General features: G+C 47.3%; 13 protein-coding genes. 4 read left to right on the forward strand and 9 right to left on the reverse strand.

All coding sequences use genetic code 11. The annotated features are described in order from the left end of the window. Nucleotides 1-4 precede the first annotated feature (4 nt). Nucleotides 5-2,317 carry a carbohydrate-binding domain-containing protein gene (locus NYE45_RS29015; protein ID WP_340014940.1) on the forward strand — a complete coding sequence of 771 codons (2,313 nt, stop codon included), beginning with the start codon at nucleotides 5-7 and terminating at the stop codon, nucleotides 2,315-2,317. Nucleotides 2,318-2,428: 111 nt separating this feature from the next. On the opposite strand, the gene NYE45_RS29020 is transcribed toward NYE45_RS29015, so the two are convergent. The 4 genes from NYE45_RS29020 to NYE45_RS29035 form a co-directional block, all read right to left on the reverse strand. Continuing rightward, nucleotides 2,429-3,838 carry an MDR family MFS transporter gene (locus NYE45_RS29020; RefSeq protein ID WP_340014941.1) on the reverse strand — a complete coding sequence of 470 codons (1,410 nt, stop codon included), beginning with the start codon at nucleotides 3,836-3,838 and terminating at the stop codon, nucleotides 2,429-2,431. A 152-nt stretch (nucleotides 3,839-3,990) separates the two neighbouring features. Beyond that, nucleotides 3,991-4,455: a MarR family transcriptional regulator gene (locus tag NYE45_RS29025; RefSeq protein WP_340014942.1), complete on the reverse strand. Its 465-nt coding sequence runs from the start codon at nucleotides 4,453-4,455 to the stop codon at nucleotides 3,991-3,993. Between the two features lie 104 nt (nucleotides 4,456-4,559). Beyond that, nucleotides 4,560-5,138 (reverse strand): class I SAM-dependent methyltransferase, encoded by a 579-nt coding sequence (locus tag NYE45_RS29030; RefSeq protein ID WP_340014943.1) that lies wholly within the window; start codon nucleotides 5,136-5,138, stop codon nucleotides 4,560-4,562. 26 nt (nucleotides 5,139-5,164) lie between these two features. Beyond that, nucleotides 5,165-5,836, reverse strand: a complete 672-nt coding sequence (locus NYE45_RS29035) for an FHA domain-containing protein (protein WP_169480002.1) — start codon at nucleotides 5,834-5,836, stop codon at nucleotides 5,165-5,167. Between the two features lie 229 nt (nucleotides 5,837-6,065). Here NYE45_RS29035 and NYE45_RS29040 point away from each other — a divergent pair, with 229 nt between their 5' ends. Next, nucleotides 6,066-6,221, forward strand: a complete 156-nt coding sequence (locus NYE45_RS29040; protein WP_167350922.1) for a hypothetical protein — start codon at nucleotides 6,066-6,068, stop codon at nucleotides 6,219-6,221. Between the two features lie 407 nt (nucleotides 6,222-6,628). Here the strand turns inward: NYE45_RS29040 and NYE45_RS29045 are convergent, their stop codons facing one another. Both NYE45_RS29045 and NYE45_RS29050 read right to left on the reverse strand, forming a co-directional pair. Next, entirely contained in the window at nucleotides 6,629-9,217 is a 2,589-nt protein-coding gene (locus tag NYE45_RS29045; RefSeq protein WP_340014944.1) for a DUF2339 domain-containing protein, read from the reverse strand. Nucleotides 9,218-9,407: 190 nt separating this feature from the next. After that, complete coding sequence (locus tag NYE45_RS29050) at nucleotides 9,408-10,451, reverse strand: LCP family protein (protein WP_340014945.1); 1,044 nt, start codon at nucleotides 10,449-10,451, stop codon at nucleotides 9,408-9,410. A gap of 112 nt (nucleotides 10,452-10,563) precedes the next feature. On the opposite strand from NYE45_RS29050, the gene NYE45_RS29055 reads away from it, so the two are divergent. Then, nucleotides 10,564-11,538 (forward strand): aldo/keto reductase, encoded by a 975-nt coding sequence (locus NYE45_RS29055; protein WP_340014946.1) that lies wholly within the window; start codon nucleotides 10,564-10,566, stop codon nucleotides 11,536-11,538. A gap of 144 nt (nucleotides 11,539-11,682) precedes the next feature. Here the strand turns inward: NYE45_RS29055 and NYE45_RS29060 are convergent, their stop codons facing one another. The 3 genes from NYE45_RS29060 to NYE45_RS29070 all read right to left on the reverse strand — a co-directional run bounded on the left by NYE45_RS29060 (nucleotide 11,683) and on the right by NYE45_RS29070 (nucleotide 13,346). After that, nucleotides 11,683-12,144 (reverse strand): MarR family transcriptional regulator, encoded by a 462-nt coding sequence (locus NYE45_RS29060; RefSeq protein ID WP_062836692.1) that lies wholly within the window; start codon nucleotides 12,142-12,144, stop codon nucleotides 11,683-11,685. A gap of 132 nt (nucleotides 12,145-12,276) precedes the next feature. Continuing rightward, nucleotides 12,277-12,954, reverse strand: a complete 678-nt coding sequence (locus tag NYE45_RS29065) for a TIGR00266 family protein (RefSeq protein WP_340014947.1) — start codon at nucleotides 12,952-12,954, stop codon at nucleotides 12,277-12,279. Continuing rightward, the gene (locus tag NYE45_RS29070; RefSeq protein ID WP_062836690.1) at nucleotides 12,951-13,346 is read right to left on the reverse strand and encodes a winged helix-turn-helix transcriptional regulator; all 396 of its coding nucleotides are present in this window, start codon (nucleotides 13,344-13,346) and stop codon (nucleotides 12,951-12,953) included. The genes NYE45_RS29065 and NYE45_RS29070 overlap by 4 nt, the downstream gene beginning before the upstream one ends. 164 nt (nucleotides 13,347-13,510) lie before the next feature. Between NYE45_RS29070 and NYE45_RS29075 the strand changes: the two genes are divergently transcribed. Then, nucleotides 13,511-14,704, forward strand: coding sequence for an MFS transporter (locus tag NYE45_RS29075; protein ID WP_340014948.1), 1,194 nt, complete (start codon nucleotides 13,511-13,513; stop codon nucleotides 14,702-14,704). Nucleotides 14,705-14,795: the final 91 nt, after the last annotated feature.

Genomic DNA, 14,795 nt, shown 5'->3' on the forward strand with positions numbered 1-14,795 from the left:
TAATATGAAGAAGAACATGATAACAGGTAGCAAACTTTGGTCCATCGCCATGATTACCAGCCTACTCGCAGCATGCAGTGCACCAGCAACCACAGGCACAACGGCCAATGCTGCAACGTCAACAACAGGAACAACCAAAACGGTATCCGTCAGCGAGCTAACTTCTGTAAAATACGCGGATCTGGTCTCTCTGGATGCTGACGATACCAATATTAGCTGGAGTGAGGCAGATTCCACAGCGATTAAGCTGAACGGCACAACTGCAACGGTGACCGGTTCGGGCGCCAAAGCAGCGAATGGCTCAGTAACCATCTCCGAAGCAGGCACTTATGTACTTAGCGGTGAGCTAACGGATGGCCAAATCGTGGTTAACGTTGCCGATAAGGGTACTGTGCATCTCGTATTAAACGGAGCAACAATTCATGATAACGACAGCGCCGCAATCTACATTCAGAAGGCGGGTAAAGCGGTGATTACCCTCGAAAAAGGAACCAAGAATACCGTTTCCGATGGTAAAACATATGTGTACGCCGACGCTACGACAGACGAGCCGGATGCTGCGATCTTCAGCAAAGCCGATCTTACATTCAACGGTGCAGGCCAATTGACCGTCACTGGTAACTATAATGAAGGTATTACGAGCAAGGATGATCTCAAAATCATTAGTGGTAGTATCAGCGTCAAAGCAGCCGATGACGGGATCAAAGGTAAGGATATGGTCGCCATTCAAGCCGGTACGATTACCATTGAAGCCGAAGGCGACGGTATTAAATCAACCAATGACACAGATACCACCAAAGGTTACGTTGCTATCGCAGGAGGTACCTTCGATATCCAAAGTGGCAACGACGGTATTCAGGCTGAAACTGCACTCGTTACGGATGGCGGCACATACAACATTGTAACGGGCGGCGGTAGCGCCAATGCACCAGCCAAAGTAGAAGAAGGTCCATTTGGCGGCGGTGGCGGTGGATGGGGTGGCGGCACACCACCAACCGATATGGGTACACCACCGGATGGCGAACCTCCTGCAGATATGCCGGAGATGCCTACTAACAGCGGTACGAATGCAGGTGCTAATACGAACGGCGCAGCGGCATCCAACTCTGCCAACACAACAACAACAGCTTCAACGGATAACAATGCTGATGCGGACACTGCAACAACAGCAACGGAGTCCACAAGTGCCAAAGCACTTAAAGCAGGTACAGACCTTACGGTTAATGGCGGTACGTATACCATTGATTCCATGGATGATTCCCTGCACAGCAATAATAACGTGACAGTCAACGACGGAACATTCAACATCGAATCCGGTGATGACGGCATCCATGCCGATCAGGCCCTGACGATTAACGGCGGAACCATCACGATTGCGAAGAGCTATGAAGGACTTGAAGGTGCAATCATCACCCTGAACGATGGGGATGTAGATGTAACGGCATCCGATGATGGCGTAAATGCTGCAGGTGGCGAGACGGAAACAGCTGCGAATACAGCGGCAAGTACAGATAGCGCTACTACAGCAACCGATGCAACAACGACATCGAACATCTCTGTAACCGAAACGACAGGCACAACATCGACTACCGATCAGGCATCCCAAGGTACAGCTGCTAATCAGCAAGGACGTGGACCGGGCGGTATGGGTGGTGCAGCAGCAAGTAATAACGAGTTCCACATTAACGGCGGCTCCCTCACGGTGAACGCAGGTGGTGACGGACTGGATTCCAATGGTTCCATTAACATGACTGGCGGAACAGTGATTGTGAACGGACCGACGGATAACGGTAACGGAGCATTGGATTATGACGGTACATTTGAAATCAGCGGTGGGTACCTCGTGGCTGCCGGAAGCTCTGGCATGGCACAAGGAACATCCGATGCGTCTACGCAAAATACCATTGTGATGACATTCCCTGCAACGCAAAAAGCTGGAACACTTGTACATGTACAAGATAGCGAAGGCAACAATATTCTGACATTTGCTCCGGCAAAAGATTATCAAACCGTGGTTGTCAGCTCCCCGGATCTGAAAAAAGATGGCTCCTATGTAATCTACTCCGGTGGTACGTCTACAGGTAAAGCGGTGGATGGACTCTACACAGACGGTACCTATAGTGGCGGAACTCAAGTGGTTGCATTCGAATCGACCAGTAATGTGACTTGGGTGAATGAATCCGGTGTAACCACAGCCAATACTGGTATGGGCGGTCCTGGTGGCGGCGGTGGACAAGGCGGATTCGGAGGCGGCAGAAACAGATCGCAATCCGGCACAACATCCGGCAGCACAGGCACTACGGATTCTGCAAAATAATCATAATTTGTAGTTAAGTGTATAATAAGAAGCACTAGGTCCCGAAATCACGATAATAGTGAATTCGGGGCCTAGTGCTTTCATTTTTTCAGGAAGAACATGAGTAACTGTTCATGCGTTCCTTTTATTTGTAAGAAACAAACTAGGGATTAGAATAATTACAAGAATAACGCTGGATAATAGAAATCCGGCATGGTACCCCTTCAACTCATTTATGACCGTTGGTTGCAACCCTTGTATGACCGTTGCAACAACCGTCGCGATAATAGCTGAGCCAAAGCTTGAACCAAGATTCTCAATCATATTAATGCCCACACTCGCTTCAGGGAGCTGTGTGCTATCAAGCCCAGTGTATGCTTCACTTGTTAACGGCAGACTAATCCCTCCAATACTCGCACCACGAATTAACAATATAACGGAAATCCAGATCATACTTGTTTTATCAGAGATGAAAATAAGCGGAATTGAACCAATGAGAGAAAGAAATAAACTGACAATCACTACATATTTGGGTCCAATTTTATCAATCATTTTTCCAAGTAAAGGCCGAGTAACAAGCATCCCCACCCCTTGGGGGATAAGAGCAACTGCTGTTTCAATCGCCGTAAAATGGCGAAAGTTTTGAAAGAATAGCGGGAGGATTAACATCGGGCCCATAAGAGCAATATTTGCCATAAACAAGCCGGCGCTTGAAGCAGCAAAACTTTTATAAGTAAACAGACTCATGGGCAGGACCGTTTGATTCTTGCGAATGAGATTATAAGCCATATATATGACAGCCAAACCCACACCAATACCCACCCATAAGATCGTTTCATTATTGTTAAACGTAGCATGTTCCGCAGCTCTCGTTATCCCGTAGATTAAAGCCCCGCTCATGGAAGACAAATTAATAATGCCAAACAGATCAAGCTTATTCTCTTTGTTGAAAGGTTCAAAATCAGGAATTGTTTTCATCATTACTGGCGCAGCAATCAACACGATGAACACGTTAATGAAGAAAATCCATTGCCAGGATGCCACCTGAACGATGAATCCTCCAAGGACTGGACCCAGAATAGGGCCGAAGATCATAGGCGTACTTACGATGGCCATCACTTTTCCCAAGTGATCTTTCCCTGCCGTTTTCACCAAGAGGGTAAACATGAGGGTCGTAATCACCCCTGCGCTGAACCCTTGAAGTAAACGAAAGAAGATAAAACTCGAAATGTTCCAGCTAACACCTACTAAAATAGAAATCACTCCAAAGAGGATAACAGCGCCAATGAAAATCTTCTTGCTATTGAACTTGTTCATAAGCCAACCGGAGATGGGAACTGCCATGGCAAGAGCGAGAATATAGCCTGTAATGGCCCATTGAATAATAGTCAAGGTTGTATTGAAATCATGTGTTAATTGATCTATGGCAATATTCACCATGGTAGAGTCAAGCAAAGGTGCAATGGCTCCAAGAGCTATAGCCCAGGCTGCCATGAGCACCTCTTTGGGTAATTCAGTGGTTTTGACGTTTTCTTTAGTCATATGTGTCTCCTCTTTGCATTATTGTTTCCTGTTCAACAAAAATGTAACTCTTTTTAGTTTCCTTGTCAACAATAATTATTCAAATAAAAAAGCAACCTACCCTCGATTAGAGTAGGTTGCTTTTTGTGTTACTCTTCATTACACACATTTATCTAAATGTCCAAACCCTGTTTCTTTATCTCTGCGTCCAAATGTTTGCTATATTGCTCCATAAACCTGAGCATTCCCTCCAATTGCGCTTCGGTTACCTGCTCAAACACAGCCTGATCCCGCTTTTGAAATTCTTGGTGAAGTTCCTCGTGAATACCGAATACAACGGTCCCTTTCTCAGTCAGTCTGAAATAGACTTCTTTCTTGTTCTCCGGCTTCTGGTAGACTTCAATCAGTTTTTTTTCGATAAGTTTCTTCGTCAATTTACTTATGGCGCCCTTGGTCATATACAGCGACTCTGCAAGCTTTGTCACATTGGGATCGATATTCTTTCCAATATATTCAATGCAATGAACTTCGGAAGACTTATAACCACGAAGACTGGCTTCCATCTTCGACTTGTTAATCCAGACCAGTTTATTAAATAATTCTTTGAAATGATCAGTCACTTGTTCTTGTTTATTCATAGCTATATACACCCCACGTGAGTTATAACATGCATTGAACGAAAGCAGAAACATGAGGGTCTCATTCCTCCGGTTTCTCCTGTCTCCAATCATAAGCTTCTTCATCAAAAAGCATACACATACACCTTGGTACGCAAGGCATCCCGGCATGTAATGGTACGTAGTGGTTCTTTCCCCGGGAGGGCGAAACAGACACTAATCACCCTGGCACCCGGCGGAAGCTCCCGACTGAACTTGTCCAGAAGCCGGGTCATGGCTCCTGGGTACAGATAACAGATCACACAATCCGCATGTTCATAGGAACTGGTGTAGATATCCCCACGCATGAAGCGCAGCCTGCCCTTGAGAGAGTGCTGTTTTCCCTTGGCTCGACGTAAGCGAACACTGAGATAGGCAATTATTTGGGAAGACCATAAGGGGATTCTCGAATTCTCAATCCCGGTCAGCCTTTTACCAGGACAATGCCTTACAATATCCAATCCCAGTGTGCCCCATCCGGAACCCGCTTCAAGCACATCTCCGTACCCTGGAATACGGTTCACTTCCTGAATGACCACCTGTCTGACGCGAATGGATGTGGGCATCGGGGAAATTCCGTTTTTCCAACTGACAAGTACGATGGATATGACACATATCAATGTCACCACGGCAATCAGCCATGGAATTAGATGAACGATGAACATAGCATCATCCCTTTGTTATCACGCATTCATTCGGGCACATGAGACTTCATGTATACCCCTTTTTTGTACACAGACTTAATCGTAAAGTGCACACCCAGCTTGCGATTCGTCCGATAGATTAGCGAGTTAATCTCGTCGATCCCTACCGCTTCACTCTCCAACATGCTCCGCTCCGGCCACACCTGAGCCACAATCTGTTCCCTTGTCACAAAATGGTCCAGTTGACTATACAGCAGCTTGAACAGCTGATACTCCTTCTTGGACAGCGGAATCTCCACTTCACCGATCTGCACGGTTTGCAGGTGATCCTGCAAACGCACACCCTCACCCAGCAGATCCGACACACGATATTCCCTCGTCTCTCCAAGATCGCCTTCCGTGCGAAGCTGGATCAGGCCATTGACCAACGTCAGGCTGTCTCCTTCGCCAAACGGATATTTCTCATAGGGAACGAGGCGCTGCCCGTTCAGTTCAGTTCCATTTTTGCTATCCAGATCCTCGATCCATAGCTGTTGCTGTACATCATAATGAATGCGGCAATGCCGCTTCGATATCATCTGATTATAAACAGACAAGTCCAATTCACTACCACCTGTATAACGCCCCACCGTAATGGAGCGACCCTGGCTTACATAAGCGAATGAGCCGTCACTTTCCTGTCCTGGCGTACGAATGACGATTTTTGCCGTCTCCCGCATATTATTCTCCCACCTTCAACGATCACTCGATCTCTATAAACATTTCATAATAATAATGATAAATTCATCAGATTTGTTCCATTGTTTGCCCCGCTATAGTTCAATATAGTGGTATACAGGAACGATTTATGTTTGGTTCTACTCACTCTACTATACCAGACGTTGTGCTTTTTTTCTCATGACGACCGGATGTCTACTTTAGCTCATTCAACAAGAGAGGTACCTTCCAATGAACAAAAAAAACATTTTCATATACGTACTACTCGCCTTCGCCCTGTCCATGACATTAACCGTGCTCTCCCGTATGAACGATGATGGCGGACAATCACTGAAAGGCACATCGGCTACCGAAACCTCATGGTTACAAATGAAGATCCAGCCCTAGTCTACTCTATTATAACGTGATCTCCGCGCAAAACGTTTCACGAATGTCATATTAGGCTAAGCCATAGACTCAAATCAATAAGGCCCCAGATTGCTGGTCACAGCAGCCCGGAGCCTTATTTTAATCCAAAGAATCTATATTACACAAAAGATCGTCTATCCGTTTGAACAACACAGATAACGACTTATTTGCCTAAGCGAAGTGAAGTCGACAGTGGACACTCCCACTAATCCACACTCATGTCAATGCCGTTTCTTTCTCACGCCGAATTTCCTCCACGCATACACGATAAGAGCTACAGGGCCAGTAAGCCATAACAGTTGCCAAAGCATGATTTTTAGGTCAAATCCCACTTCGAATCCCTCCCCATATAATCGCAAATGCTACTTCTATCGTTCGTATCCAAGTTAATCTTGATCTTCCTCAGGCACACTCGCTTCGTCATCAGGCTTCGATATCTCTCTGGACTGTATTTCCTCCATCCGGCTGGACACCTTCTGATACAGGTAAGAGATCCCAAGCAATAGTACGCCAAAGCTGAAATAGGCAAAGATTTTGCTGCCCGAGGTAAGCATCCCCACATCATAGAACACCATCTTTCCCGTAGCGAACAACGTTAGGCCAAGGCCCAAACGCCGAATCATGACATATTTTCTACGGAATCCATAGGCAATATAGAGAATCGCCAGCAGCAGATAGATCAGGCTGAACATCAGCCCCACATCACCCCAATGGAACTGGATCGTCAGGAATACGGTGATGACCCCTAGCAGATATATCCCTGCGATAACCGGGTACCATTCAATGCTCTTGAACTGCCCGCGGATGCCTGCAATCAGCAGATCCCTTCCTGCAAAGAATACCCCTACGTTAAAGATGATCAGCACCAGCAAACCAACAATCTCTGCCGCTGTATGCTGCTGAACTTCCGGCTGAAGCGCTGGCATGGTTAAGGTGACAGCCAGTGCAATACAGCAACCAATGGCATGCAGGAAGGTGGTATACATCTGTACGTATCGATCGTGCAGCAGCTTCACCTTGCTCAGTCCATAGGCCAATGCAATGGTGAGCGCTGCGAACATGAGCAACTTGTAGAACATGTATAACAGGAACATCCCATCGACAGCTCTGGTATACAATTCATTCGACTCATACAGCACGTATAACCACACATTCGCAAGTGTCACATACTTGAATCCGTTCAGGAAACCCAGCTCCAGCGCGCTGTAATTGAATCTCTCTCTGGAAGATGAGCTGCCGTGAGCTGCCCAGGCATAATACAGTGTAATAAGCACAGTCCCCAGCGTAATGCTGGTGTATTTTAACATAAAGTAAGAACGTTCCCCGATGAAGAATAGCGCCAGCAGGTCATAGTACACGAAAGTGAATAGACATAGAAGCACAATGCCCCATCCGGCACGTTCCACCGATTTGAACCGTTTCAGATGTCCGAGTGTGACCAGCAGAACGCCTTCAATTAACCAGCCCATCGATAACCACTTGGCCCCGAACTGGAACGGGATAATCAGAATGGCAAACGTCAGGGAAGTGACATAAAAGAGCAGAATCGTCTGTTTCTCCTGAGCCATATTGCGCTGGACGAATCGTGCGAGGCCCAGATACACCACGCAGAAGATCAAGGCCAGCAAGCCTTGAGCATCATTCCAATCCGCCACATCAAATAACACGTATAACATCAGACAGCTAATGCTCGTATTCATAGCGAGTAGAGCGAAATCCCACCAGGTTAACTTCATCCGGTGTTTGAATGAATATGCCAGCGTAATGCCCAGATATAATGCAAACGTCACAATGGAATACAACATGCCAATCTTCTCACTTGGCGACAGCCATAATAGGATGAGCATGGATGGTGTGTTGAACAGGAAACTGATATAGTGCACCACCGGCCACCTTTTGCCGAAGGATATGAATACAATAATGCCGTTTAAGAGCAGCAAATAGATCATGGCTACATAGACAGCAGGGCCTTCAAGCCCGAACGAGAACATGTAGGAGAATAACGGAAGATATCCGCCCACCAAACCTAGTGAACAGATGGTCTTCGACTGGTATCTCAAGGACAACAATACGGAGATTGCCGATACCAATACAGACAAGCCAAGTCCCGTATATAACCCGATAATATGCAGTAAGAAGTAACTATAGAAGATGGAGCCGAACAACACCGATATCCCGCCGCCGAGCAGCCCCATCGCAAACGTCTGCCTTTTCCGGCGGAACAGCCACTCTCCTCCGGCGAGCATCAGTGCACCGAGCAGGAAAAAGGCACCGCTCTTCATCTCGTCATTAAACCAGGTCGAGTACGAGTAACGGAACGCTGCTCCAACCCCCAGAATGAGGAGCAGGATGGCAACCTTGTTGATCCAGCTGAGTCCAATCTTCATCTCCATGCGATTCTGCTTAATCCGGCGTTGAATAGTCTCTTCGCTCAACCCTTCCTCCGCCATGTGCTCATATCCACGTTCCATGTGCCCACGCAGAGCCTCTTCTCTCTCCCGGACGGCTCGTCTGTGCGATTCAATGCGCTCGTTCACCTCAGCCGCAAGGTAAGCGATCCTCTCCTTCACCTCATGGGAATCCTCTTGCAACTCCTGTGCGGCCTGGTTGTATAGTACGTTCAGATTGGATTTGGTTCGATGTTCATGGAATGCAATTCGATCATTATGTACCGCTGTTTTCCCTTGAAAATAGGTCTCCATCTTCTCCCGCGATACCCGGATCAGATTCAGCTTCTCGTCCAGCATCTGTTCGGATAACGCCATGCGAAGACGTGCATTCTCTTCTTCCATCTTGCGCGAGCGAAGTTCAAGCTGTTGCAGCTTGAGCTTGTGGGCTTCGTACTGTTCCTGCAATTGTTCATTCTTAACGATCAGGTCATCGGACTGGTATTCCTGGAGCAAGGCATGATACTCCTTCGCCAGTTGCTTCTGCTGCTCCTGAACCTGCTCAAGCCGTTCCTTAAACTCCTTCATGAGCTTCCTCCGTTGGTTGATGTTTAATCTTTTCCCTATATTTTACTATATGTATGCCATAAAAAGAGGTTTAAACATTAGATATATCCGTACAATATTTCACCTGAAGGATTTCAAACGCAAAAAATCCGGGAAGCAACCGCTTCGCCGGACTTTTATTCATATGAGCATTTTGCACAAGAATGGATGCTTATGCTGCATCTGGTGTATCTGTCTGATCCGCTGACTCGGGTTCAATAATCTCGGTCGCATCCGGGTCCAGCCAACTGGCGATCATACCACGTACATATTGCAGATCGTCCTCCGACAGATCGTAGAACCATACGCCACTACGCGTCGCGCCTTCCCCCTTCAGCATGTAGTTGCTGATCGTGGGTGTACTGTCTTTCATATATAAGGACTCGGCAAACTTCACGATGAAGTCCGAAGTCATGTTGGTTGTAAAATTCGATCCGGCAATCTGGATCACATCCGGGATCTTGGTCAGATTTTTGACCTCCAGCGCACGATTCATGAAGGCACTTAAGAAAATCCGGTGACGCATCGTCCGATTGAAATCGGAATCTTCCCGGTAACGCACATAACCAAGCGCTTCTTCGCCGCTATAGATCGGTTTGTTCGCTTCAACGAACAGCTTCTCATGCGCTTTTGATTTGTTCTCGATGTTCTTCTTGATCGGCAGTTCAACGCCGCCTACCGCATCAACAATATCCTTGAGCCCGTTAAAATTAATCGCGGCATAGAAATCCACTTTGTTCTCCAGCAGATTCTCCACCGTATCCATCGCCATCTTGGCTTCACCGTGGGCATAAGCTGAATTGATCTTCGACTTCACATCCCGGCCCACAATTTCGGTATAGGAATCACGTGGAATGGACAGCAGCAGCACTTTATTGTCTTCTGGACGCACGACGGAATAGATGATGGTATCCGAACGGCTTGGTTCGTTATCGCGTTGGTCAATACCAAGCAACAACAGTGAGAATGGGTCCGTATGTTCTACAACAGGGGCATCCTTATCGCCAGCTGGCTTAAAGGAGTCATCCAAGGCTTCCTTCACCGTACCTGAGGCGAACATGTTAAAGGCAAACACGACGAGTTGCTTTTGATAGATAAATCCGAGTCCTCCCAATACAAGCAGCACACTTAGGGTGATGATCAATGGCTTCTTCCATTTCTTCTTCGGTTTCTTCGGCTTCCGTCTTGTTAAATGTGCGGCACTGTTTTCCATCATATCTCCTTTAATAACGGGTTCTTAGAATCATTTAACTATATTAATAACACGTTTTCAATAGATTGCGTTATAATCTGCTATACAAAGACTGACAGATAAGGAGCGATGACTGATGGAATATCGACGTTTGGGCAATAGTGGTCTGCGTGTGTCTGCACTGGGGCTCGGTACCAATGCGTTTGGCAAACGCGCGGATGAAGCAGCTTCTACCCGCATTATTCATGCAGCGATGGATCAGGGCATCAACTTTATTGATACCGCCAATATCTACGCAGGTACGGAATCGGAACGCATCATTGGACAAGCCCTTGCAGGTCGACGGGAAAACGCGGTGCTTGCTACCAAAGCCGGACTTCCCCGGCATGATGGTCCCCATGGGCGGGGTTCCTCCCGCTACCATTTGCAACAAGAGCTGGAACATAGCCTGCGGCGTCTGCAAACAGATTATGTGGATCTGTACCAGATCCATACCTTTGATCCGCATACACCGCTGGATGAAACACTGCGCACACTGGACGATATGGTCACTTCCGGCAAAGTCCGTTATATCGGAGCCTCCAACTACGCAGCCTGGGAGCTGATGAAAGCTCTGGGGATCAGTGAACAGAAAGGTTATATGCGCTACATCTCCACCCAAACCAGCTACTCTCTGGCAGACCGTACACCTGAGCTTGAACTGGTTCCGATGTGTCTCGATCAGGGGGTAGGCATTATTCCGTATTTCCCGCTGGCAGGCGGTATTCTGACTGGTAAATATAACGGACAGACCCGTGTGCCTTCCGGTTCCAGAGCAGACACCGATCCGTCCTTCAACCGTTTCCTACTGGAGCATAATATCCAACTAAGTGAACAAGTGAGTGCAAAAGCTGCCTCATATGGCTGCTCCCCGAGTGTGTTGTCGCTCGCATGGCTACTGACACGTCCAGCTGTATCCACAGTGATTGTCGGGGCTACACGCACCGATCAATTGGAACATAATCTCGCTAGTCTGGACATGTCACTGCCCGATGAGCTGTTGGCCGATCTGGATCAGATCAGTGACTCTTTCCGTCGCCGCGAGCCATTTGCATCCTATCGAATCGATTGAAACAACTGAAATAAACCTCCTGACGGATAAAGTCAGGAGGTTTATTTGTATTTTGTAGTGGTGCAATAATTATTAGTAATTAGAAAAACTTCCAGTTCCACTACATAATGTAGTTTAATAAAATAAAAAAAATTATATTATGGATTAACCCTCTGTTTTTTGGCGAAGAAACTCCTGCATGATCTCCAAATACTCTCCCTTACGATCATCCAAAGTTTCGAAGAATGCCTTGTCCGATTCCTCGACAAGATGAATTCCCTCCACAGCCAATCGGGTTCCTTCTTCCGTTGTTGTGATAATATTGGCACGCGTATCCGTCTGATGACGAGCGCGGGTAATTAATCCTCTCTTTTCAAGCGCACGCAGAACCTGAGAAGTCACGTTAACATCCACCTTGGCAAACTGAGCAATCTGAACCTGAGTTACTCCTTTGCCTTCCTCATCGTGTTCATTGAGCCATAAACAGGCGTGCAATAATACAAATTGGGGCTGTGTTAGTTCGAGTGGCTCCAACACCCGACGTACTTCCTTTTGCCACATCGCTGTAACCTGCCATAGCAGGTATCCCGGGCTTTCTTGTGCGTTTTTATACTGTGAGCTTGTCATCTCATACCTCCATGATGTGCGACCTTGTGCAACAGAATATGTATCCATCAGACATTACAGTAAGTCCGTTATTCATATAACGATGATGGAAACACATCCGTTGCAACTCTGTGTGTACTTCTGCAAAAATATTTAGCGCGTAGGGATGAACTGCTTCACCCATTGTCCGAATCCTTGCGGATTGCGGCTCTGTATAAGAATGGTTCCTTCTCCCCGGAACCGACATACCAATCCTTCTCCACTTGTAACACTGGATAACCAGCCCTGTGAAGCTTTCTCAATGCGGTAATCTACATAATGAGGCCATGCCACCAAATGGGCATTATCCACGATCATTTCTTCACCCGCGGCCAGATTGATCGCATGGATTGCACCATAGGAAGACAGAAATACGGTTCCACGCCCACTAATCTCAATAATAAAGAAACCCTCTCCCGAAAAGAGACCTTTCTTCAGGTTTTGCATTTTGGTATTCACCTGAATGCCTTCAGTTCCTGCCAGAAATCCGTCTTTCTGCACATAGAGTGAATAGGAACCGTCCAATTCAACGGCTTCCACATCGCCCATGCTTGAAGGTGAGAGCAGAATCTCTGCCGCTCCGCCTGCAGCCGTCAATTCCTGAAAGAAGAACTTCTCCCCGCTCAGCATCCGACCGAACCCGGCAAACATTCCACCTTCTGCTGAACCCTTCAGTTCAACCGTCGGAGTCATGGATACCATCGCACCACTCTCGGCCTTGAACCGCTCTCCCCGCTGCAAATGTACTTTAAGCATCGCAAAAGCACCATCATATAGAATCTCATAGTTCACGGTTGCACCAGCTCCCTATTGTCTGAGTTAAAATCATTGAGCCCATTGTCCTCCAGCACTGCTGATTTATCTCCGTATTCCTTTACAATATGCTGATCTCCCCAATTACAGAGCGCATTGAGAATCGGTTCCAAACTGCGGCCGTAATCACTCAATTCGTACTCCACTTTGGGAGGGACCTGATTATATACAATCCGGTTCACGATCCCGTCGTTCTCAAGCTCCCTCAGTTGCTGTGTTAACATTTTCTGTGTAATTGCGGGCATAATACGCTTGAGATCACTGGTACGCTTTTTCCCATGTGTCAGGTGACAGAGAATGACGCATTTCCACTTGCCACCGATCACCTCAAGGGTAGCTTCAACCGAGATGTTATATTTTTTTCGAACCATATCTTGCTTCCTCCCTGATGAATTGGATTACATCCGTCGCATGCTGTATAGGCACCAAAAAGTACGTAGGGTACTAAAAAGTACGTACTATTCAATCTATACCGAATAACTCATAATAGCATTTGCCGGTACGTAAATCTACATTCTGGGGAGTTGAGCAAGAAATGTTACAAGATTCAAAACGCAGCACGTGGGCGCTACTAGCGCTGGCCATTAGTGCGTTCGCTATCGGTACCACAGAGTTTATCAGCGTTGGGCTACTGCCCCTTATTGCGGATGATCTCGGCATTTCCGTAACTACAGCGGGACTGACCGTTACTTTATATGCCTTAGGCGTTACCTTTGGGGCTCCTATCCTAACCTCACTGACGTCTACCGTATCACGCAAAACGTTACTGCTTGCCATCATGGTTGTCTTCATTGCCGGTAACACGATGGCTGCACTATCGACGGGTATCACCATGTTACTCATTGCACGAGTGGTATCCGCTCTGGCTCACGGCGTATTCATGTCCATCGGCTCGACTATTGCAGCCGATCTGGTACCTGCCAATCGTAGAGCAAGCGCCATTGCCATCATGTTCTCCGGGCTAACGATCGCCACGGTAACTGGCGTACCTCTCGGTACACTCATCGGTCAACATTGGGGCTGGCGCGCTGCCTTTATCCTCATTGTCGTGGTTGGCATCATTGCGATGATCGGGAACCTGATACTCGTGCCATCCACGTTGAAACGTGGTACACGAACGGCATTTCGGGATCAGCTGAAGCTGGTTACAGGCGGGCGCTTACTGCTTGCTTTTGCCATTACTGCTGTTGGGTACGGAGGAACATTTGTTGTCTTTACGTATCTGTCCCCGTTATTGCATGATATCAGCGGCTATTCCGAGAAAACGGTAGCGTTCATTCTATTGTTGTACGGAATCGCCATTGCAGTCGGTAATATCATCGGCGGCAGAGCAGCCAATCGCAACCCGCTCAAGGCGCTCTTCTACATGTTCATCATTCAGACCATCATTCTGGGCATCATGTACTTTACGGTCCCATTCAAGTTGGCAGCACTGCTCACCATTATGGGCATGGGCCTGCTCGCCTTCATGAATGTTCCTGGTCTTCAGATGTATGTAGTAACCCTGGCTGAACGATATGCACCACAAGCCAAGGATGTAGCCTCAGCCTTTAATATCGCCGCATTTAATGCAGGGATCGCTATAGGTGCCTATTTGGGTGGCGTGATCAATGACTCCATCGGTCTGATTCACACGACATGGGTCGGCGCCTTGATGGTTCTCGTAGCTGTAATCCTGACTGCATGGGCTAAAATGCTGGAAAGCAAGGATCAACAAGTACCAGCCTAAATGGAGAAAGTTTCGTTCTAAGTTTCATTCCGACCACAGGCGCAGCCTTTTGTGTATCGGTTCCAGCCAATGAAGGGAACCGGTTTCAAAT

Source organism: Paenibacillus sp. FSL K6-1318 (assembly GCF_037976905.1).
In the GTDB taxonomy this organism is placed as follows: Bacteria; Bacillota; Bacilli; order Paenibacillales; family Paenibacillaceae; genus Paenibacillus; species Paenibacillus amylolyticus_A.

What these genes read in the sequence shown, in the direction of transcription:
- NYE45_RS29075 (WP_340014948.1), top strand. Translation starts at nt 13,511, where the DNA reads ATGTTACAAGATTCAAAACGCAGCACGTGGGCGCTACTAGCGCTGGCC.
- NYE45_RS29015 (WP_340014940.1), top strand. Translation starts at nt 5, where the DNA reads ATGAAGAAGAACATGATAACAGGTAGCAAACTTTGGTCCATCGCCATG.
- NYE45_RS29045 (WP_340014944.1), bottom strand. Translation starts at nt 9,217, where the DNA reads ATGAAGGAGTTTAAGGAACGGCTTGAGCAGGTTCAGGAGCAGCAGAAG.
- NYE45_RS29070 (WP_062836690.1), bottom strand. Translation starts at nt 13,346, where the DNA reads ATGGTTCGAAAAAAATATAACATCTCGGTTGAAGCTACCCTTGAGGTG.
- NYE45_RS29040 (WP_167350922.1), top strand. Translation starts at nt 6,066, where the DNA reads ATGAACAAAAAAAACATTTTCATATACGTACTACTCGCCTTCGCCCTG.
- NYE45_RS29035 (WP_169480002.1), bottom strand. Translation starts at nt 5,836, where the DNA reads ATGCGGGAGACGGCAAAAATCGTCATTCGTACGCCAGGACAGGAAAGT.
- NYE45_RS29060 (WP_062836692.1), bottom strand. Translation starts at nt 12,144, where the DNA reads ATGACAAGCTCACAGTATAAAAACGCACAAGAAAGCCCGGGATACCTG.
- NYE45_RS29055 (WP_340014946.1), top strand. Translation starts at nt 10,564, where the DNA reads ATGGAATATCGACGTTTGGGCAATAGTGGTCTGCGTGTGTCTGCACTG.
- NYE45_RS29030 (WP_340014943.1), bottom strand. Translation starts at nt 5,138, where the DNA reads ATGTTCATCGTTCATCTAATTCCATGGCTGATTGCCGTGGTGACATTG.
- NYE45_RS29050 (WP_340014945.1), bottom strand. Translation starts at nt 10,451, where the DNA reads ATGATGGAAAACAGTGCCGCACATTTAACAAGACGGAAGCCGAAGAAA.
- NYE45_RS29020 (WP_340014941.1), bottom strand. Translation starts at nt 3,838, where the DNA reads ATGACTAAAGAAAACGTCAAAACCACTGAATTACCCAAAGAGGTGCTC.
- NYE45_RS29025 (WP_340014942.1), bottom strand. Translation starts at nt 4,455, where the DNA reads ATGAATAAACAAGAACAAGTGACTGATCATTTCAAAGAATTATTTAAT.